Origin of the sequence: Companilactobacillus keshanensis (assembly GCF_003946205.1) — a bacterium.
GTDB lineage: Bacteria > Bacillota > Bacilli > Lactobacillales > Lactobacillaceae > Companilactobacillus > Companilactobacillus keshanensis.
Genome location: NZ_RHOS01000021.1, coordinates 15,523 through 36,391 on the forward strand (window position 1 = coordinate 15,523; position 20,869 = coordinate 36,391).

At 34.3% G+C, this 20,869-nt stretch carries 24 protein-coding genes and 1 other annotated feature; of the genes, 14 read left to right on the top strand and 10 right to left on the bottom strand.

Going from position 1 to position 20,869, the window contains the following annotated elements; all coding sequences use genetic code 11:
* Window positions 1-98: 98 nt before the first annotated feature.
* Genes EKM64_RS09805 through EKM64_RS09830 form a run of 6 tightly spaced genes read left to right on the top strand, consistent with a single transcriptional unit; the run spans window position 99 to window position 3,759 of the window.
* The gene (locus tag EKM64_RS09805; protein WP_125678109.1) at window positions 99-812 is read left to right on the top strand and encodes a HesA/MoeB/ThiF family protein; all 714 of its coding nucleotides are present in this window, start codon (window positions 99-101) and stop codon (window positions 810-812) included.
* Window positions 813-1,280 carry a MogA/MoaB family molybdenum cofactor biosynthesis protein gene (locus tag EKM64_RS09810; RefSeq protein WP_125678111.1) on the top strand — a complete coding sequence of 156 codons (468 nt, stop codon included), beginning with the start codon at window positions 813-815 and terminating at the stop codon, window positions 1,278-1,280. It abuts the gene before it with no gap.
* Window positions 1,280-2,509, top strand: coding sequence for a molybdopterin molybdotransferase MoeA (locus EKM64_RS09815; protein ID WP_125678113.1), 1,230 nt, complete (start codon window positions 1,280-1,282; stop codon window positions 2,507-2,509). Before EKM64_RS09810 ends, EKM64_RS09815 begins: the two co-directional genes overlap by 1 nt.
* Window positions 2,488-2,970: a molybdopterin-guanine dinucleotide biosynthesis protein MobB gene (locus EKM64_RS09820; protein ID WP_125678115.1), complete on the top strand. Its 483-nt coding sequence runs from the start codon at window positions 2,488-2,490 to the stop codon at window positions 2,968-2,970. The genes EKM64_RS09815 and EKM64_RS09820 overlap by 22 nt, the downstream gene beginning before the upstream one ends.
* Window positions 2,960-3,505: an NTP transferase domain-containing protein gene (locus tag EKM64_RS09825; protein ID WP_125678117.1), complete on the top strand. Its 546-nt coding sequence runs from the start codon at window positions 2,960-2,962 to the stop codon at window positions 3,503-3,505. The genes EKM64_RS09820 and EKM64_RS09825 overlap by 11 nt, the downstream gene beginning before the upstream one ends.
* On the top strand, window positions 3,502-3,759 hold the full coding sequence (locus EKM64_RS09830) for a hypothetical protein (protein WP_125678119.1): 258 nt from the start codon (window positions 3,502-3,504) through the stop codon (window positions 3,757-3,759). Before EKM64_RS09825 ends, EKM64_RS09830 begins: the two co-directional genes overlap by 4 nt.
* A gap of 114 nt (window positions 3,760-3,873) precedes the next feature.
* Here EKM64_RS09830 and proS read toward each other — a convergent pair whose 3' ends face one another.
* The gene (gene proS, locus EKM64_RS09835; protein WP_125678121.1) at window positions 3,874-5,313 is read right to left on the bottom strand and encodes a proline--tRNA ligase; all 1,440 of its coding nucleotides are present in this window, start codon (window positions 5,311-5,313) and stop codon (window positions 3,874-3,876) included.
* Between the two features lie 46 nt (window positions 5,314-5,359).
* Window positions 5,360-5,566: a binding site (T-box leader), on the bottom strand.
* A 50-nt stretch (window positions 5,567-5,616) separates the two neighbouring features.
* Window positions 5,617-6,486 carry a SufD family Fe-S cluster assembly protein gene (locus EKM64_RS09840; RefSeq protein ID WP_164505352.1) on the bottom strand — a complete coding sequence of 290 codons (870 nt, stop codon included), beginning with the start codon at window positions 6,484-6,486 and terminating at the stop codon, window positions 5,617-5,619.
* 206 nt (window positions 6,487-6,692) lie between these two features.
* Here EKM64_RS09840 and moaC point away from each other — a divergent pair, with 206 nt between their 5' ends.
* The 5 genes from moaC to EKM64_RS09865 all read left to right on the top strand — a co-directional run bounded on the left by moaC (window position 6,693) and on the right by EKM64_RS09865 (window position 9,907).
* Window positions 6,693-7,172 (top strand): cyclic pyranopterin monophosphate synthase MoaC, encoded by a 480-nt coding sequence (moaC, locus tag EKM64_RS09845; RefSeq protein WP_125678125.1) that lies wholly within the window; start codon window positions 6,693-6,695, stop codon window positions 7,170-7,172.
* Complete coding sequence (locus tag EKM64_RS09850; RefSeq protein WP_125678127.1) at window positions 7,172-7,648, top strand: hypothetical protein; 477 nt, start codon at window positions 7,172-7,174, stop codon at window positions 7,646-7,648. The genes moaC and EKM64_RS09850 overlap by 1 nt, the downstream gene beginning before the upstream one ends.
* A gap of 111 nt (window positions 7,649-7,759) precedes the next feature.
* Window positions 7,760-8,191: a GAF domain-containing protein gene (locus EKM64_RS09855; protein WP_125678129.1), complete on the top strand. Its 432-nt coding sequence runs from the start codon at window positions 7,760-7,762 to the stop codon at window positions 8,189-8,191.
* 28 nt (window positions 8,192-8,219) lie between these two features.
* The gene (locus tag EKM64_RS09860; RefSeq protein WP_125678131.1) at window positions 8,220-9,242 is read left to right on the top strand and encodes a sensor histidine kinase; all 1,023 of its coding nucleotides are present in this window, start codon (window positions 8,220-8,222) and stop codon (window positions 9,240-9,242) included.
* A gap of 11 nt (window positions 9,243-9,253) precedes the next feature.
* Window positions 9,254-9,907, top strand: coding sequence for a response regulator (locus EKM64_RS09865; RefSeq protein ID WP_125678133.1), 654 nt, complete (start codon window positions 9,254-9,256; stop codon window positions 9,905-9,907).
* 36 nt (window positions 9,908-9,943) lie between these two features.
* Here the strand turns inward: EKM64_RS09865 and EKM64_RS09870 are convergent, their stop codons facing one another.
* The 4 genes from EKM64_RS09870 to EKM64_RS09885 form a co-directional block, all read right to left on the bottom strand.
* Window positions 9,944-10,831, bottom strand: coding sequence for a helix-turn-helix domain-containing protein (locus EKM64_RS09870; protein ID WP_125678157.1), 888 nt, complete (start codon window positions 10,829-10,831; stop codon window positions 9,944-9,946).
* 164 nt (window positions 10,832-10,995) lie between these two features.
* Complete coding sequence (gene moaA / locus EKM64_RS09875) at window positions 10,996-11,994, bottom strand: GTP 3',8-cyclase MoaA (protein WP_125678135.1); 999 nt, start codon at window positions 11,992-11,994, stop codon at window positions 10,996-10,998.
* A 100-nt stretch (window positions 11,995-12,094) separates the two neighbouring features.
* On the bottom strand, window positions 12,095-12,976 hold the full coding sequence (locus EKM64_RS09880; RefSeq protein WP_125678137.1) for a DMT family transporter: 882 nt from the start codon (window positions 12,974-12,976) through the stop codon (window positions 12,095-12,097).
* Window positions 12,976-13,179 (bottom strand): heavy-metal-associated domain-containing protein, encoded by a 204-nt coding sequence (locus tag EKM64_RS09885; protein ID WP_125678139.1) that lies wholly within the window; start codon window positions 13,177-13,179, stop codon window positions 12,976-12,978. The genes EKM64_RS09880 and EKM64_RS09885 overlap by 1 nt, the downstream gene beginning before the upstream one ends.
* A gap of 138 nt (window positions 13,180-13,317) precedes the next feature.
* On the opposite strand from EKM64_RS09885, the gene EKM64_RS09890 reads away from it, so the two are divergent.
* Genes EKM64_RS09890 through EKM64_RS09900 form a run of 3 tightly spaced genes read left to right on the top strand, consistent with a single transcriptional unit; the run spans window position 13,318 to window position 15,537 of the window.
* The gene (locus EKM64_RS09890) at window positions 13,318-13,599 is read left to right on the top strand and encodes a hypothetical protein (protein WP_125678141.1); all 282 of its coding nucleotides are present in this window, start codon (window positions 13,318-13,320) and stop codon (window positions 13,597-13,599) included.
* Window positions 13,600-14,595 carry a hypothetical protein gene (locus EKM64_RS09895; RefSeq protein WP_125678143.1) on the top strand — a complete coding sequence of 332 codons (996 nt, stop codon included), beginning with the start codon at window positions 13,600-13,602 and terminating at the stop codon, window positions 14,593-14,595.
* A 15-nt stretch (window positions 14,596-14,610) separates the two neighbouring features.
* The gene (locus EKM64_RS09900; RefSeq protein ID WP_125678145.1) at window positions 14,611-15,537 is read left to right on the top strand and encodes a polyprenyl synthetase family protein; all 927 of its coding nucleotides are present in this window, start codon (window positions 14,611-14,613) and stop codon (window positions 15,535-15,537) included.
* Between the two features lie 130 nt (window positions 15,538-15,667).
* Here the strand turns inward: EKM64_RS09900 and EKM64_RS09905 are convergent, their stop codons facing one another.
* The 4 genes from EKM64_RS09905 to EKM64_RS09920 all read right to left on the bottom strand — a co-directional run bounded on the left by EKM64_RS09905 (window position 15,668) and on the right by EKM64_RS09920 (window position 20,639).
* Entirely contained in the window at window positions 15,668-16,234 is a 567-nt protein-coding gene (locus tag EKM64_RS09905) for a sugar O-acetyltransferase (protein WP_125678147.1), read from the bottom strand.
* A gap of 43 nt (window positions 16,235-16,277) precedes the next feature.
* Window positions 16,278-17,618 (bottom strand): dihydrolipoyl dehydrogenase family protein, encoded by a 1,341-nt coding sequence (locus EKM64_RS09910; RefSeq protein ID WP_125678149.1) that lies wholly within the window; start codon window positions 17,616-17,618, stop codon window positions 16,278-16,280.
* Window positions 17,619-17,695: 77 nt separating this feature from the next.
* Window positions 17,696-19,537 (bottom strand): translation elongation factor 4, encoded by a 1,842-nt coding sequence (gene lepA / locus EKM64_RS09915; protein ID WP_125678151.1) that lies wholly within the window; start codon window positions 19,535-19,537, stop codon window positions 17,696-17,698.
* Between the two features lie 100 nt (window positions 19,538-19,637).
* Complete coding sequence (locus EKM64_RS09920; protein WP_125678153.1) at window positions 19,638-20,639, bottom strand: hypothetical protein; 1,002 nt, start codon at window positions 20,637-20,639, stop codon at window positions 19,638-19,640.
* Between the last annotated feature and the right edge of the window lie 230 nt (window positions 20,640-20,869).

A 20,869-nucleotide genomic window follows, 5' to 3' on the forward strand; every position in this document is an offset into this window, starting at 1 on the left:
TAGTTCTACATACTTTGTTCTAACTCTAAATCTAGCACTTATCCTAATTGATTTTGATTAGGATTTTCCCTAACATTTTGTACAGGCAGGTGATCAATATGACAAATAGATACGATCGACAACTAAAAATAAAACAAATTGGTACATCCGGGCAAAAAAAATTTGAAGGCTCACATGTATTAGTAATCGGAGTTGGCGGACTTGGTAGTTTTGTTTCATCAGAATTGGTAAAGGCCGGGATCGGTGAAATAACGCTCTTGGATTTTGATGATGTGGAACTAACTAATCTGCATCGACAAAACCTTTACGTGGAAAGTGATGTCGGAACTGACAAATTAGAGGCCATCAAGAATCATCTTCAACAAGCAAATAGTAATGTTAAAATTAATACCATAAATAAAAAATATTCCGCTGATATATTATCAACGAAATATGATCTAGTAATAGATTGTACGGACAATTTTCCCGTTAAATATCAGATAAACGAAGATTGTCAAAAGGCCGGTATCAAACATATCTTTGGTACTTGCGCTGCTAATCAAGGGCAAGTTATGTTTATTGATCAGGATTCAGCTTGTCTTGAGTGTCTCTACCCCAAAGAAAATATTGCTGAGCTTGGTCTAAGCAAAAATATTGGGACAAATCCAATGATCGTTGCTATAACCGGTAGCTTACAAGCTTCAATGGCGTTTAAATACTTGATTGACCCGCAAAAAATTTCTGCTGGCACTCTTATAGTAGTAGATAATTGGAATTTTGATTTTCGTAAAATTCATATCAAAAAAAGACAAAATTGTCTTGGAGGTAACTAAATGAGTGAATTTGGAATTATTACAGTCAGCGACACCCGGACTGAAGAGACTGATAAATCAGGACTTTTCATTCAAAAGGCCATGACAAAATCTGGTAATATCTTTATAAAAAAATATATTGTTAAAGACGACGCTGAACAAATAACAGCTGCTTATAATAAATTATTAGGAACTTCCTGCAAATTGATTTTGGTAAATGGAGGTACCGGAATTGCTCGTCGTGACGTTACGATCGACACTTTGGAGCCTAAATTTATCAAAGTCATTCCGGGGTTTGGAGAGTACTTCCGTCAAATAAGTGTTGCTGATATTGGATTAAAAGCCTTAGTTTCTGGAGCTGTCGCTGGAATTACCGAAAATAATCAAATTTGTTACCTAATACCTGGATCAACTAACGCCTGCAAAACAGCTTTAGAACAAATTATCTTACCGGACTTAAATCATTTAATTAAGGAGATCACTAAATAATGTACAAACCAGTAGATCAACGAAATGCTATTACTATCGACGAAGCTCGCAAAGTCATCGTTGATAATATAAATAGTGTTGAACTTAAAACCGAAAAAATTCCCGCCACAAAGGCAAATCATCGAATTATTGCTGAAAACGTCACTGCACCACATGACTTCCCTACTTTCAGACGTTCCGGTTATGATGGCTTTGCCATGTTGCAATCCGATTTAAATGACTTACCAGCCAATTTAAAAGTCGTCGGAGATATACCCGCAGGGGCTGACTTTGATCGTCCGCTTGTTTCAGGAGAGGCCGTTAGAATTATGACAGGTGGTTATGTTCCTGATGGTGCAGATATCGTAGTCATGCTGGAAACAACTAAAATGATTGATAGTGATACTGTTCAAATCACTGAAATTCAGAAAAAAGATAACATCACACAAATCGGTGACTACTTTAAAACTGGCGATACCCTACTAGCCAAGAATACTGAAATAAACCCTGGTGGTATCAGCTTGCTCAGTGCCTTTGATGTTCAAGAAATAACCGTTTATAAAAAACCAACGATCGGCATTATCATCACTGGTTCCGAGCTTTTGAATCCTGGTGAAGAAATTGTTAATGGAAAAATTTTTAACAGTAATGGACCAATGATCAGAGAACTATGCCGTGAAAATGGTGCTGATATTATCAGTTATACTCAAATAAAAGATGAACCTGAAACTTTGAAAAAAGCCGTTAATGATGTTTTAGGAAAATGTGATGTCATTATAACCGATGGTGGTGTTTCTGTAGGAGACTTTGATATTATTGCCGATTTAGCAAAATCGTCAGAGAAACTGCTCTTCAATAAACTGGAAATGCGTCCTGGTAGTGTAACTACTGCATTCATTTACGATAAGACTCTTTTCTTCGGACTTTCTGGAAATCCTGGTGCTTGCTTTACTGGTTTTTATTTATATGTAGAATACGCCTTACGTTTGATGCAGCATCAGTCAAGTCGTTGTTTAGAATGTAGCGGTATTCTCAACGCTGAATATATAAAAACTAATATGTATGACCGTATTCTTCGTGGGCAATATATATTTAAAGATGGTCATATTGAAATCGGTCGTGTTGGTGGGGACGCCTCTGGTAATCTCAATAATTTACAGCGTGCCACTTGTATGTTTGAAATTCCTCGTGGTAAAAATATTACTCCTAAAGGTAGTGTTTTAAGAACATGGCTCTTACCCTTCAAATAATTGGACATAAGAAAAGTGGTAAAACGACTCTGATCAAAGATTTTCTAATGATGACCGACTATAAATTCAGCATAGTGAAACACACCCATCTGCCGATTGATATTCCGAATACAACTGACACCGGAAAATTCTTTGAACATTCTGATGATGTACTTCTATTAAATAACGAACAAATGATCCATTATCAAAGAAATGTACCGATGACTGAGTTAGAAAAAATAAAACTTATGCAACAAAATACTTCCGCAGATTTCATTATTATCGAGGGAATTAAGGAACTAGATTTTCCTAAGGTAGTTTTGTTAAAACCAAATGAAACAAAAAATGATTTTGTAAAGATAACTAATATTAAAAAGTTTGTTTCAATTCAAGGAAACAAACAGGCCGAAGATATAGAAAATATGACTAAACGTAAGCAATTCATAAATAATTTTTTAAAGGATATTCAAAATGATCGATAGTTTGATTTTAGCCGGAGGAAGATCTACTCGCTTTAAAAATGATAAGGCTCTGGCTCACTTTAACAATGTGGTGATCCCGAATGTAAAATACACTGCGTCTCTAACCATTCCTTTTGTAAACAAATGTTACGTTTCCACTAATGAAAACAATTATCACATGATTCAAAATCTATTTAGTAATGATGTAACAGTAATGAAAGACACTGAACCAATGATTGATTGCGGTCCAATGTCTGCTGTTTGGTCATACTTTAAAGAAACCAACAAAGAAGAAGTCGAATTATTAGTCATTGCCACTGATTATATTATTGATGCAACTGCGATAAATTTTATCCGACAGGATATCGGTTATATCGAAATTAAGCAACTTCCCTACTACACTTGCTGTCACTTAAAGATTAATATTGAATTATTGAAACGACATATTAACAAAAAAGATTATCGTTGGCGTACGCTCCTTAGTGAAGCTAATTGCCGACCAAGAAACTTTTCTGGTTACTTGAAAAATATTAATTATCCGGAGGACCTACAATGAAGTCAAAAGAAGACATGAGTAATGGTGATTTTCAAAAATTATTGGCTATCAGTTTAAATGATTTAAGTATTCAACGCACATTACTGGAAAATGAAATTCAACATCAACGTGAAGATCTAAGAACACTTGAACAAGATCAGGCAATTGAAAAATTGGAACGTAATATTATGTTGATAAAAAAAGATTATGAACACTTTCAAGAATTTGCTGATGCAAGTTTTGATAAATCAGAGGCAACTTATGATGTAGACTAAAAAATTGAATAAAACAAATAAACCCATGCAATCCAAAATCGGATTACATGGGTTATTTAATTTAATATCTGAAAGTAGAACACATTCTGTACTACTTGTTTTTTAATTAATTAATTAATATGCTCGGGCAATCCAAACTGTATATTTAGCAGGTTTGCCACTTACAATATCAACTTTCTTTTCCATTGGTGGATTGAAAGGAATATTTCTAGTTGTAAAACCAGTTGCTTCCTTGATCTTAGCTTCTGTTTCTTCTGTTCCATCCCATCCAATTAAAACGAATCCAGGTGTTTCATTAGCTGATTTCTTTGTTTCAATATGTTTCTTCAATTCATCAAGTGTATCAATATCATAATACTCGTTAGCCTTATTACGTGCACGAGCAGATTCAAGAAGACGTTTTTGCATCGTCTTCAATTCATCAGAAATCCTATCACCGATACCATCTAGTGAAACAGATTCTTTGTCATCCAAATCACGCATCTTAATAACTGCTGAATTATTCTTCAAATCACGTGGTCCAAATTCAACGTGCATTGGGGCACCTTTTTGTTCCCAATTATTGAACTTATAACCAGGTGATGCGTCAGTATCGTCAATTTGTACTCGGATATCCTTAGCCTTAAGGTTTTCTTCCAAAGCCGTAAGTTTTTGCATAATTTCAGGATTCTTTTGCCATGGGCCAACAGGGATCAAAACAACTTGTGTTGGAGCAATTGCTGGAGGCAATACTAATCCGGCTTCGTCCCCGTGTTCCATGATCATAGCACCGATCAGACGTGTTGAAATCCCCCATGATGTTGTGAAGACATGTTTCATTTGGTTATCTTTATCAAGATATTTGATATCAAATGATTCGGCAAAATTATTACCAAGATAATGTGAAGTCCCAGCTTGAACGGCCTTACCATCACGCATCATTGATTCAGCTGAATATGTATCAACTGCACCAGCGAAACGTTCTGAAGGCGTTTTTTGACCTTTGTATACCGGAATATCCAAGAAGTTTTCTATCAAATCAGTATAAGCGTCTAAGACACTTAAAGTTCTCTTTCTAGCATCTTCTTCTGTAGCATGTGCTGTATGTCCTTCTTGCCATAGAAATTCAGAAGTTCTCATGAATGGAAGAGTTTTCTTTTCCCAGCGGAACACATTAGCCCATTGGTTAATTTCGTATGGAAGATCACGATATGATTGAATCCAGTCACTAAAGGCATTACCGATCATAGTTTCTGATGTTGGACGCAAAGCATAAGGTTCTTCAAGTTTTTCATTACCAACTTGTGTTACCCAAGGTAACTCTGGTGCAAAACCTTCGATATGTTCTTCTTCTTTTTCGAAGAAGTGCTTAGGAATAAGCATTGGGAAATATGCGTTTCTGATTTTTTGTGTCTTCAAGTAAGCATTAAATCTCTCTTGAATTCTTTCCCAAAGTTCATACCCGTCGGGCTTAAAAATAATACACCCTCTAACTGGTGAATAAGCCATTAAGTCGGCATTTTGAATTGTTTGAATATACCATTTTGAAAAATCTGTTTTTTGTAGATCTGACATTTTACATCCTCCTAAATTTATAGAAAATAAAAAAGCTGCTCCATCCTAAAAGGACGAAACAGCTTCCGTGGTACCACCTTAATTAATCTTCATTATAAAAGATTCACTCAAATCATTAACGCCGATATGCGTATCGTCATTACAACGATAAAGTCAATTGGTAGGTTCGTAAACGACTTTGATACCTGATTCCAGCAAGACAGGCTCTCTTTGATCAGTCATATTTACTAATGATCCAAATGTTAATTCATGACACAACGATATTATTTATACTCAATTTTGTCAAGTGAAATAATTATTTATTTAAACAAATGTTTCAGAATAATTAACATCTTTTCCATGCTTATTTACTCCTAAATCAAGCCTCGTTTCAGTATTTTGAGAATCCATTTCAACATTAACTGTCGAATTTGAACCAAACAAATTATTGAAAATCTTACCAGTGGTATTCCCACCATTTTGAAGTGAAATCTTCCAATTAATTTTAGCATCACTATTCAAAAAGCCTTGTCGTTCAAAGAAAACTCGCGTATTACTTGAATACTTATCCAAAGACTCATAGTTAACTTCACTACCAGACCTTGCAACTATTTCCACAAAAGGTTGAGCAAGGTTTTCTTTTGCTCCTACTGTTGTTGAGGTTTGCTTCAAGGTAACCTTACTACCCTCCTCGGCCACGATTAAAACATGGCTGATGGAAGGATTTTTTACTGTACTATCTTGGATCATTTGAAGATCAATTGGAGTATTGATCTGAACGTTTTTGGAAATGTAAAGAAATATTCCGGAATTGATCATTGCCAAATGATATTTAGTAAGATTAGATTCGTTAGGATCAATAACTTTATCCATAAAATATCTTTGAATTAAACGAGGATGTTCCCGAAAAGCTGTAAAAATATCCGTTAAGATCACACCTTTATCGTCTAGTTCATCTGGCAATTCGTTCTTAATAATTCGTTGACCAAGTTGTACAACTTTGATCCCTGTACTCTCCGCTATTTCGGCCAAATTTTTATCTGAACGTTTAAAATTTGGAGCATCAAGTGAAAACTCATCTGGCAGATCCACTGTAATTGCTTGTGATGCATCTAATCTACGATCAACAAACCAGTGCGGTTCTCCGTGATCATTTGCAGCTGATTCAATTTTTTCCAGAACTTCTTTTTCCATAACGTCCTCCATCAAGTAAATTAACTTTTCGTTATATATAATATTAAATCTCTTTTCTCATAAATTTGCACAATTAAATCAGAATGCCATGACGAATAAATATTCTTATAAAGATAGGCCATTTCCCTAATATTAGAAAAATGGCCGATTTGTTATACTTTAGTCAAATAAAATAAGTTCAAATTTTACAAAAGGAGGCCGTCAAAATGGATAAATTAACACATTTCAACGACCAAAATAGGGCAAAAATGGTCGACGTTACCGACAAAGACGTAACTTCAAGAATTGCACAAGCTACTGGTAAAATAACGATGCATCCTGAAACTCTAAACAGGATACATGAAGGTAAAATTAAAAAAGGTGACGTTCTAGCAGTGGCCCAAATAGCTGGAATTATGGCGGCCAAGCAAACAAGTCAGATGATACCAATGTGTCACTTGATACCATTAACCGGTGTCGATATAAAGTTTGAAGATGACAACGATAAAACAATCATAATTACTACCACTGTCAAGACGAAACATGTTACAGGAGTTGAAATTGAAGCCTTATTAGCGGTTCAAACTGCTCTATTAACTATTTATGATATGTGCAAAGCAATTGATCGAGGCATGGTAATTACGGATATACACTTAGTAGAAAAAGATGGTGGCAAAAGTGGTCACTTCGTATATCAGGATCAATAATGATCGGTATAGTATTAAATACTAATAACGCTTCGATCAACGACTTGCAAATTACTGCCAATAAACTTCTACTAATCTCAAATCAAGTGATCATCACCTCAGATGATCAAAATGTCCAAAATTACTTTAACCTACATTCCAGTAGCAAAGTAGTTACACAACAACGGCCGTTTAATAAAAATAATTGTTTAAGTGAAATTTATGCGGCTAGTCTATATTTCCCTGAACAGTCAGATTTTGTGACTCTTTCAACTGAATTCAAACAGTTAAAACCGGTTATTCTAACTAATCTAACTAACAATTCAAATTGTTATGCCGCAACAATAAAACAGAATTACTACTCAATTAGTCATTTTAATATCAACAATTATGATCTTTCTCAGTATCTCAATCTAGATGATTTTAATTTGAAGCAATTTATCACCCAAGAAATACAATGTTTACCACTTATTTTTAGTACTGGAAACATGTTTTAATATATAGATATTTGAATCAAATATTCCATTAGAGAATAAAATAATATCAATTATTGGCTTTTATAATCTGTTAAACTAAATAAACAATGTTATTATTAGGAGGAACAAGGCGTGAATCCAGAACAATTGAATAATCCCAGTGACTATCAATTAATCGTCAATAATATTTACCAAAATGAACAGTTTGATTTTGTCGGAGTTGCTTTACAATCTACAAAATCGCCCCACTTGATCAAATGGAAGTTCGTTGCTGGTAATACTAACGAAAAGTTTAGAAAAATCGTCTTGAGAAGTGGTATTGGGATTGCCGGACTCGTTGTTAGAACTGGTAAACCATTTTGGGATAACGATTTAAATCGTTACGAATATTCCGATGAAATGTATACCCCTATTGCTAAATCTGAGTTACTGCAATCTGCTGTCGCAGTACCTATCATTTCTCCATTAACTAAACTTGTACGTGGGGTATTACTAGCCGGATATCGTTCAAATAACAAACAAGTTTCAGAGCAGACCGCCCTGACCCTTTCTCAATACCTGTAATCCAGTTATTTGAGGAGGGGGTATTTTTTTGCTTGAAACAACCCAATGGATCAATGAATATTTTAAAGATTCTTCTGATGCAATTATGATTTTTAAAGATGATGATTTGATTTTGAGTAATCAAATGGCAAAAGATCTACGACGTGAACTTAATTTAAATCCACAATATCTAGTTGAAGTGGCTGACTCATCAGTTAAGCAAAAATTTTCTCCAACTGACAATTGTTTTAGCTGTATTATTCAAAACAAAATGAAAGAGATTTCCATCCCCATAACTTTAGCTAAAAAAATGCCTCATCCCTTAAATTACTTCATGATATACAACATAATTGATCCAGAAGAAAAAGTATTTTCTTTAACACTTAAAAATCGTGGAACAATCGATCGAATGGATCAACTCGCTCAACAAAAGAAACTAACCCAGTACGTAAATCGCGCTTACGAAAAGGAACGTAAACGTATCTCTGAAGATCTTCATGACAGTATTGCTCAGGGTGTCTATTCGGCAATTATGGGTGTTAGAAGATTGGAAAACAATCAATTTTCTGTTGAAGAGTTGGACGAACTCACTACAGTTATCGAATCACAATTGAATGATACCTTAACTGAGGTAAAGGAAATGGCTCTCGATATTCGACCATCCGTTTTAGATAATTTTGGCTTATTAGCGGCCTTAAAAGTGCTCGCTAAACGACTTCAAGAGAATTCTGGTGTAACAATCAATGTAGCCGGTAACGCCAACACGGAAAAATTATCAAATGATATTCAAAGTGTTTTATATCGTATTGCTCAAGAATCGATCAATAACGCTTTAAAACACGCTGATGCTGACGAAATAACAATTTTATTAGTAGCTCATGATCACTATATAACCCTAGAAATCATCGATGACGGTGATGGATTCGATGTGCCCAAACATCAACGTTTTAACGGAAAGTCTATGGGTCTGATGAATATGAATGAACGAGTCAAGATGTTTAATGGTGCTTTTAAGATCAATTCAAAATCCGGTGAAGGAACAACCGTTACTGTCAAATTCCCAATTGTCTAGAGGAGAAAAATATGTATAAAGTTTTAATTGCTGACGATCACGCAATTGTCAGATCCGGTTTATCATTTTTAGTTAATCAGCAAGCTAATTTCCAAGTCGTCGGCGAGGAAGCAAATGGAACCGATACTTATTTAAGAGTTGAACAAGGTGGCATCAATATTTTAATAATGGATCTGAGTATGCCACCTGGTGAAAGTGGTTTAATAACAACTAAAAGGATCCATGACCATTATCCTGATGTTAGAATTTTGATTCTTTCGATGCATGAAGAACAGGAATATATTAATAAATCTATTCATAATGGTGCAATGTCTTATGTACTCAAAAGTTCTTCTGACGAAGAGTTACTTAAAGCTCTAAAATCTTTATCAAATGGCGAAAATTATATCGATCAAAATATAATGATTACAAAATCAGATATTCAGCAAATTAATTCTGACGGTGTTGATGTTGATCTTGAAGGATATAATGGCCTATCAAAACGCGAAAAAGAAATCTTTCCGCTGATTGCTTTAGGCTACTCCAATAAAGAAATAGCCAGCCAAATGTTTATTTCGACCAAAACTGTTGAAGCACATAAAGCTAGTATCATTCGTAAATTAGAACTAGATTCGCGAACAGAGTTAGTTCGTTACGCTATTCACCATCATTTAATTGAATTTTAAAAAAGCAGCTCACTCATCAAAAGATGAACGAACTGCTTATTTTGTTTCTTCATATTGTTTTTTTAAGGCTGCCAATCTAACTTCAACCACTTGATTATTATTAATCCTACCAAAAGCCAATGTCTCACTCATTAGTTGTTCAATCAAATCTTTGGGTTTACTCTGCTTAATTGCATTCTGAGTTTCCAATAATTTTAGTCGTGGTAAATAATAAGTAACATGATATTCAGAACAAAGCTGAATACCTAATTTAACAAGATCATCACTAAATCTAAAATCTTTCTTTTGCGCATGATAGTCAGCCGTAAAGAAGATCAAGGTTAATATTCTTAAATAATAATTATCTTTATCATCTTCATCTGGATTGGCATTTTGACGGTATTCTTTAATAAATTGACAAATCTTGTCAAAATAGAAATCAGCTTTGCTGAATTGCTTTTTACGTGAATACATTATCCCTGAACCAACGTATGCCAATTGTGTAAAGATAGTTTTATGCTCGTCATCAAGTTCATCGAGAATTTGTGAAAAATCGAATAGTACATCTACTGGTTGCTGATTAGTTAAGGCATTCAACAGTCCACGCAAATAGTAAAATTGTGTCTTCAATGGTGCAAATTCAATTTTTTCTGGGTCAATTTCCCCTAATAGATCAATTACTTCTTGATAGTCTTCCATCATTAATTTCTTTTCAGCATTATCTAACAGATCATGCAATCTGGAAGTATTTGAAGTCGAGCTTTGGTATAAATCATCAACAATCAATCCTAAACGAACACATAATTTATTTAAAATCGATAACGATGGAACCCGTCCATTATTCTCAAATTTACTGAGTGTCGCTTGAGTGCATATTCCATCGCAAAGCTTTACCTGCGATAATTTTAATTGTTTACGACGTTTCACAAATACATCAATATTTATTTCTTTCACTGTTATTTCCCCGAAATCTGCCTAGTTATGTAGACGATTTGTCGATCTGAAAAAACTTACTATTATATTTATAATATTATAAATCAAACCAATTTTACAGGGTCAAACCTAGTTTTATAGGTATTTTCTTAATGATCTACGTTGTCAAAACAACCCTAGCCGCCGATTTGACTCATATGTCTCCATGTTGGGGCTTTATCGATAATTTTATCTGCTTCATCCATTGCCATTTCATGATTTAATGGTTTATTATCTAAAGATTTTTGAATTAAACGACGAAATTCTTTCTTATCAGGGATCGCCTCACGAATACTGATTTCTTCATTCCAATATAAACATGCTTTCACATAGCCATCAGCAGTGATCCTCATTCGATTACAATTTTCACAGAATTTGGCACTGATTGGATGGATCAAACCAAAACTACCCTCAAATCCAGCAATTTGATAATTATCTGAAGGGCCATTTCCATTTAATGCTATCGGTTCATATTGGAAATCATTTTCAGCACATATTTTAAAAACATTTTCCAATCCAACATATTCTTTTCGCCACATTTTTAAAGAATTACCGATCGGCATAAACTCAATAAATCTAACGTTAACATTATGAGCTTTAGTGTAATTCAAGAAGTCCAAGACCTCATCATCGTTTTGTCCTTTGATCAAAACTACATTCAATTTTATTTTCTTAAAATTTAATTTGCTAGCGACTTCTATTCCCTCTAAAACCTGATCAATGTCTCCACCACGGGTGATTTCATTGAATCGATCAGCTTTAAAGGTATCCAAACTGATATTTAGCCGATCCAATCCAGCCTCTTTCAAATCCTTAGCCTTTTTGGCTAGGAATAGTCCATTAGTTGTTATCGAAACATCTTCAATTCCATCTACAGCCTTGATTCGACGTACTATATCAACAACATCCGTTCTAAGTAGTGGTTCACCTCCAGTTATTCTAACTTTTGAAATTCCCATTTCCGAAAAATTTTCAATCAGTTGAACTATTTCATCTTGAGATAAAACTTTATCAGTTGGGAAAAATGGTAATCCCTCTTTTGGCATACAATAAACACAACGCAAATTACAACGGTCGGTAATTGAAAGACGAACATAATCGTGTAAACGATCATAACTATCATATAATTTTTCCATAATAATCTCCCACTATCTTTATATTTATTATTCCAAAACCCGTTACAAATTTGAATTAGTTAATTCCCTAATAAAAAAGCATATCGAAAATTCGATATGCTTAGGCTTTATCAGCTTTAGTAAACGTAACAATAGCTGTTGAGGCGACTAATAGTACCGCTCCTACAACTATATTTGCCGTAATTTGAATTGGGAAGAAGAAGTATGAGTAAACAATAACTATGATTGGTCCCAATGCACGAACAATGTTGGCCTTTCCGGCTGTGATATATTTCAAACTAGTATAGAACAATAATAACGATAAGAATCCGTTAAAAAATGCTCCAAAAAAATTAAAAGTAACTGCTCTAGCTTGAATACCAGCAAATGTTCCTGGAACAAACAAGGCATAAACTAGTAACATAGCGGCGGAAACTAAATGATTATAAAACAATACATTTCCAGGATTGTTATCTTTAACCAAATACTTAGCAATAATATTGTTAATGGCATACATCAATGGATAAATGAAAGCACATAGAATTCCCCAAACACTATCAATTTGAATCCGACCTTGAGAAACAAAAATCGAACCACCGATACATAAAATAATGGCCAAATAATCTAATTTAGACAATTTTTCCTTCAAGAAAACATAAGACAACACAAATACATAAACCAAATAAATACGTGCAATTAGAGTTACTGTTACAGGACTAAGTAAGGACAGCGCCACATATTGCAAGATGACTCCGACTGCATTAGATAATCCTAAAAAGATCACCCACTTATTCTTAATAATCGAAAAATCGTGATACATAACATAAACTAAAATCAAATTCAGGATTGCAGCAAAAACACTAGTTAATAAAGCCCCAAGTATTGGGTTCAAACTAACAAGTGAAAATTTATTCAAAACTGGACTAATACTACTAAACAATAATGAAATTAAATTAAGCTCAACTCCTAGAAGTTGAGCCTTTTTAGTTGATCCAGATTTCATTAAGCAATTTCCTCAACGGTAAATGGTTTACTGCTCAAAGCAGCTTGGATTTTTTCTAAATCCATATTTCCCGTTAACGTTAAGGTCATTTTGTCCATATCTTTCTCTTGTTTCTCGACTCCAGGTACATCCTTGATCAGTTCAGCGATGTGTACCGGACAATTCTCACAATGTAATCCACTAATTAAAATTTTCTTTGACATAATATTCCCTCCATATATCAATTTTATTACTTTTTTATCATAACAGACAAACAATTTATTTTAACTTAGGAATTTTACTAATTTTTTATTTTTCTAGTTTTCGGTAAACTATAATTAAATAGGAATGGAGAATCAATTATGACAATTAATGTGACTATGGAAGAATCTATTTATCAATTATTAAAAGATGTTGATCGCAATTATTTCACTTCTAATCGACAATTAAATAAAACATCAATGTTATATCAAACTGTTGAAGAAGTTCAAAATAGTGGTTGGTTTGAAAATCTCAAAATCGAAGCTATTGATAATTACTCTTTAGCAACCGTTACTTTAAAGGCTGCTGCCCTAACTGATGAGGGTCAAAAAAAATTACAAGAATTAAAAGTTAAATACGATACGAATGAGGAAGATAAATAAATGGATATTAATGATTTAAAAAAGCAAATAAACGACCGTTTTGAGAATTCACCGATCCAGTCTTCAGCCTTTTACGCTGATCCTGAAGATCAATTAGACAATCAAAAAAAATTACGTGTGACTCTAAAGTCATTTATCGAAACACAAAATATCACTACCCCCTTTGCCCTACAAATCATGGCAACACATTCAGACATTACCATTATGCCTTTAGGTTTGCTTGACTTAAATGAATTGAAAGAATGGGAAGATAAACAACGTAAAGAAAATGGGGTAACCTACGGTACACCTGATAAAAAAGAAGGTACACCGCTTGTTATCCAATTTGAATCCCATGTGAAAGATACAAAATCAGACAGACAAATATTAAATACCTATACTGATGATTTATTCAATCATTTCCATGATACTTTTAACAACGACATCTGGCCGATCGTAATAAAATACTTAAATGAAAACCAGACTATTCTATACGATCTTGAAAAAAGACTAGTCGAAGAGAGTAACGAGATAAAAAATAACACTCTCAAACAATTAAAGAAAATGTCTAAAGTTGAAATCAAAGAGAAAATCGGTATGGACCTGGAAGAAAATCAATGGGATCACTATTCTAACTACATCGCTGATATGAGTCAGGTAAACTCAATTATTGTTTCTTCGAGTACCTTTACTAAAGAACAGATTTTAAAGGATAAAGTTTTTACTCAGATGATGAATATTGCTCAACTGAGAAATACTTTTTTCTGGATCCTAGATAATGCTTTTAATGAAATTATCTTCTTTTATATCCAAGCATACGGTGCCACTGATCCAAAAATCAAAAAACATCTACACTCTATTCGTAAAAATTTAGCAACTAATATGCGTAATGCAGCTTGGAAAAGGTGCAATGACATCATTGAAGATCAAAAGAAATTTGATTCTCAAAAATTCTTTACTGAGGTTTTCCTACCTATTGCGGAGAACCTCGAAGTTGAAATTGATAAATTCAAATAAAGGAAGTACTAACTAATGGAATCACCATTCCAACAATTTCCTAGATTAAATCCTAAATTGATCAACCTAGAAGACTACATGCTGAGATTGATCGAATTAAATAAAAATGACATTGTCAATGAGGCTAAAGGATATTTACACTCTGCAAGATTTTTACACACAGCTTTCTTTTATCTTTTTGCTGGATTTGGCGATGCAGCTAAATTACGTGAAAATTCACTACAATCTGCCGCTGCTGCCTCTCAAATGTTTTACATTCGTAATGAATTAATGCGCAAACACCAAGCTGGTCCGGATGCCATAAACTTAAATTTTATGGTGGAATACTTTTCTGACTTGATCGATGTTGAATTTAGAAAATGCTCTGCAGATGACAATGACTTGCAAGGAAAAATTGACGCGGTTCAAGAAATTACAACCAATCAACTATTGGCCGATGAGCAGATGATCAAACCTGTTGAAGACATTGCCGAATATATCAATCGAGTTGAAACCCGTTCCGCAGTCATGTTCGAATTTGCCTGTCGTTTTGGTGCCCAGGCCGCACATGCTTCAGATGTTTTAATTGATTCTGCTAGTGAGATCGGTCGCACGATCGGTATTGCTTATCAAATTAAAAGTGAAATTTTCGATTTAATTGGAATCAATAATTCCGAAAATGAATTTGGACCACTCTATATGCTGCAAAATGGTGAATTTACTTTACCTGTCATCTTTGCAATTGGTAAAAATGGTAATGATTTTATGAATAAAATTGCTGAAGCAGGTAAAACTGGTGATAAAGCTTTGGCCGATACCGCTGAACAAGTTATTGACGGTGGGGTTGACGCCGCTCAAGTCATGGTTAAAGAATATAAGGATCAGGCTATTTTTGACATCAACATGCTGCCAGAGATTCCTGAAAAGGATGATTTAAAAAAACTTGTAAATATGCTGCTATAAGTTTAAAGATTATTAATTATAAAACAAATAGGAGTTGTCTAACGATTGAAATAGTCAGTCGTTAGACAACTCCTCTTTACTAATTTTAAAAACTTAAAATATATTTTATTTACAAATTATTCAATGTTCATTATTTTTTAGGCATATTCTTATGTAAAACTTTAGCAGGACTTCCAGCAATAATCACGTTGTCACCAAATGATTTAGTAACTGTTGAATTAGCACCAATAATCACGTTGTTGCCTAAAGTAACACCTGGCAAAATGACTGCATTGGCACCGATCCAAACGTTATCACCAATAGTTACTGGTTTACCTAGTCCAATGAAATTAGCTCTTTGTGTAGGATCATAAGGGTGATATGCCGCGTAAATTTGAGCATGTGGTGCCATCAGACAGTGATCCCCAATAGTAACTGGTGCAATATCTAAAATGACATTATCGTAGTTACACAAGAAATTATCACCAACATGTATGTTATAACCAAAGTCACAACGAAAATTTGGTTGAATATATGGATCTTTACCAACTGAACCAAACAATTGGCGAATAATTTTATCCTTCTGTTCAACCGCCGTATCATCTAATTCATTTAATATCTTACATAATCGTCTTGATTTAGTTTCATCAGCAGCTAATTCTGAGTCCATGATTTGATATGGCTCACCAGCTAAAAATTTTTCTTTTTCAGTCTTCATTAGTAATTTGCCCCCTATTTCTAAGGACCATTATACTACGCAATTAGAGCAAATATTCTAGGTCGCTGGCTGGTGTAGGATAGCCAAAAATCGTATTTTCAATCTCATCATATTTCATTTTCTTATTGATGGCAATTGTCAGATAATTAATGACCTCATCCGCCTCATTACTAAGAATAGTAGCCCCAACTATTTGACGATCTTTATCAAAGATAACTTTAGCTTTTGCAACATGCTCACCAGTACGATAATAAGTAAACCATTTTGTTAGATCCTGATCGACTATTTGATAGTCATCAGGGTTCTTTCTAGCTTCAACCGCACTGATTCCTACCTTAGCAAGTTCTGGTCCGCCATAGACTAGCGTTGGTGTGGCTGGATAGGCAATTTCATGACTTTGACTACCGATGATAACACTTGCCACATAACGAGCCTCAAAGCCTGCTACGGGAGTCAATTTGGGTGCCACTTTATCTAAGACATCCCCGATTGCATAAATTTTAGGGTTAGTAGTTTGTAAATAACCATTAGTTTGAATACCTTTATTATCAAATTTTACATTAGCCTTATCCAAAGCTAGATTTTCAACATTAGGAATTCTTCCAGTCGCACCAACGATCAAATCACTATCTAGACTAAAATTATTAGCCTTTAAGGTATATCCGTTAGTACTTTTTTTAATGGCATTTGTATCAATATTAAAGTGAAATTGAATACCACGACGTTGTAATTGTTCAACTAATTCGTCAACATATGACTTATCAAACTCTTTCAATGGACGATCATTATGATGGACAATATGTACTTCAGCTCCAGTTGAACTAGCAATTGTAGCCAATTCAAAAGCAATATATCCTGCACCGATGAAAGTGATTTTTTTAGGCATTGATTTCAAATTCATAAAGTCAGTACTTGTTAATAAATTCTCATTGCCAGCAATATTTAAGCGACTAGGTCTTTGTCCAGTAGCAATCACAAAATTATTTGCTTGATATACTTCATCGTTTACTTCAACTTGATCAGAAGAAATAAATTTAGGTTCCCCATCAATAGCAGTTATACCCGCACTGACGATTCCATCACGACTACCTTTAGGTATTTTATTTGTATAGGTTTCTTTGAAGGTTTCAATTTCGCTCCAGTTTACCCAAGGAATCTCAGAAAATCCCTTACCCTGTAACTGTTCAATTCGATCCCGTGCTTGAACACCACTCAATAGCATTTTTTTAGGATCGCACCCTCGATTAGGACAAGTTCCACCCCATTGGTAATTTTCAATCACGGCAACATTTTTATCAGCGGCTTTTAACGCATATGCTTCTGCCAAGCCGGCTGGTCCTCCACCAATTACAATTGCATCATAGTTATTATTTGACTTCACCATCAAAATACCTCCCAAATAAAAAACACTTATAACATTTTCATTATAAGTGTTCTGATTAAATTTAATTATATATTTGCTTATTCGTCGCCTTTACCTTTATTTAAGTTAAGGACAGTCATGAAGGCTTCTTGAGGAATTGCTACTTTTCCAACTTCCTTCATACGTTTCTTACCGGCCTTTTGCTTGTTCAACAACTTATCACGACGTGTTCTGTCACCACCATAAAGTTTAGCAGTAACATCCTTACGATAGGCCTTAACTGTTGCACGAGCAACGACTTTATTACCAATAGCAGCTTGAACAGGAATTTCAAACATTTGACGCGGAATAACTTCCTTCAAACGAGAAACAATATCACGTCCACGTTGATAGGCAAAGTCACGATGCACTATGAAACTAAGAGCATCGACAATCTCGCCATTCAAAAGAATATCCATTTTTACCAAGTCACTTGCTTCATAAGCATCAACATCATAATCCAATGAGGCATAACCTTTAGTATTAGATTTTAAGTCATCAAAGAAATCAAAGATGATTTCTAGTAATGGCAACTTATAAATGACGTTAACTCGATATTTGTCTAAATAATCCATCGTAACGAATTGTCCACGTTTACGTTGGCACAATTCCATAACAGGACCAACATAGTCTTCTGGGACCATTATTTCGGCCCTGACGTATGGTTCACGCACTTCTTGAATCTCCGAAGCATCGGGCAACTCAGCCGGGTTATCAACGATGATTTCTTCACCGCTAGTTGTCGTAACATGATAATCAACTGATGGCGAAGTAATAATCAGATCAAGATCAAATTCTCTTTCCAAACGTTCCTGGACAACATCCATATGCAAAAGTCCTAAGAATCCAACACGAAAACCAAATCCTAATGCTTGGGATGTTTCTGGTTCGTATTCCAATGCCGCATCATTTAATTTCAACTTCTCTAAAGCCTCATGAAGATCCTCGTATCTCGCGTTATCAACTGGATACATACCAGCATATACCATTGGTGTACTCTTGCGATAACCGGTCAATGCTTCATCAGTTGGATTATCAGCCAAAGTAACTGTATCACCAACTTGAGTTTCAATAACTGACTTGATACTAGCTGTAATATATCCAACATCCCCAGCCATCAAATAGTCACGAGAAACAGCCTTAGGTGACATAACACCAACATCAGTAACTTCAAAGGTCTTCTTATTGCTCATCAACTGAATTGTATCACCGACTTTTACCAAGCCTTCACGAACTCGAACATTCAAAACAACACCACGATAACTGTCATAGACAGAATCAAAGATCAAGGCTTTTAGCGGTTTATCAATGTCCCCTTCAGGAGCAGGAAAATCAGACACGATTCTTTCCAACAATTCGTCAATACCTAAACCTGTTTTGGCACTAGTCATAACGGCATTTTTAGCATCGATCCCAATCATTTCTTCGATCTCCTCTTGAACCTTTTCAGGTTGAGCAGATGGTAGATCAACTTTATTAATGACTGGCAATATTTCCAAGTCATTATCAATTGCTAAGTATGAATTGGCTAAAGTTTGTGCTTCCACACCTTGAGCCGCATCAACAACCAACAAAGCACCTTCACAGGCAGCCAAGGAACGTGAGACCTCATACGAAAAGTCCACGTGTCCCGGCGTATCGATTAAATGAAAAATATAATCTTTGCCATCTTTGGCTTCATATTCCAATTCAACCGCATTTAATTTAATTGTAATTCCACGTTCACGCTCAAGATCCATATCATCTAGAATTTGGGCCTTCATTTCACGTTTGGAAACTGTTTTTGTCTTTTCTAGAATACGATCAGCAATTGTTGATTTACCATGATCGATATGCGCTACGATAGAAAAATTACGAATTCTCTTTTGTCGTTCTTTTAATTTATCAAGATCTAGATCCATAAATTATTCCCTTCTATCACTTCAATTATTACTTAAAGTTAATTCTCATCTTATCTATTTTACACTATTTCAATCTATACCACCATGAATCAGGCCATTCTTAAATGTCATCAAAATGGGGGCGTGAGTTTTCTGACTGAATTATTTTTAATTTGAATATTTTGGCGAAAAATTGCTTATACATAGTAAAGATAATTATTAAAAGAATCGCAACAACAATAACAACCGTTATTGAAAAATAACCTTTCAAATTAAAAGACATCATAAAAGCAATTGCCTCCGAAGCTCCACCAATCAAAAAAGAAATAAGAATTATTCTTGTAGCTACATAAATTTTTTGTAAATATTTTGCCCTAGATGAAATGGAATTTCTTCTATTCAAGTAATCAGCAGAATTTGAGATAAATGCCGGAAATTGAACAGATCCTCTGGGACCAGTAAACTTGATTCCCTCTTCTGTCGAATGCCAACCAAGTTTAAAAAGAAACCAATAATTAAAGTCAGTTACGATCAAAAACACGGCGGACATTATACCTAAGGTAAAAAAGGGCGAAAACATATTTCCCTTAAAAATCACCTCGCTATAAATTAACATATGAACCCATGCTAAAAGTCCCGCAACAGTTTGAAATAGTAACCACACAAGAAGGACCCCTGATGATGAAATCGTCGAACTTTCAATATCAACTTTGGGCATATCTTTAACATCAGGATCCTCATTCATTAATTTCTTCATAAATTCAATAGACTCTTTAGATTTCCAACTAGATATTCCGGTGAAAACAATTTGTATCTTTTGACCATCTTTTAGAGAGAATATCATAAATTTAACATTTGATTTACGTATTAATTCTATGTAAAGAATTTCTTGCCAACGTAAAACTACGCTTTCTTTAAAATAATTGGGAATGACTCTCACTCCATAATTATCTATAACTAAAACTTCACGTCTAAGAAATTGTAAAATAGCGACGATTATAGCATATATACCAAACGGAATAATTATTAATGACAATAGATCATATTCAATTTTTACAGAAACTTCAAACAATAATTTTGATGTCCAAATCAATAATCCGCCAAATATAATTTCCCATAACATCGGAAAAAAGCTCCGTTTATATATACGTTGATTCATCACCGTATCCCCCAAAATATATTATTAATAATAGTAACAAAAAAGGAAATCTTAATTTTAGATAATTATGAAGTGCCCTAAAATTGTTAGACATAATCTAACAACTTTGGGGGAACTTTTTTTTATGACCAAATACTCTTCAGAATTCAAAGTCAAACTAGTAAATGAATACTTTGATGGACAAATTTCTATAC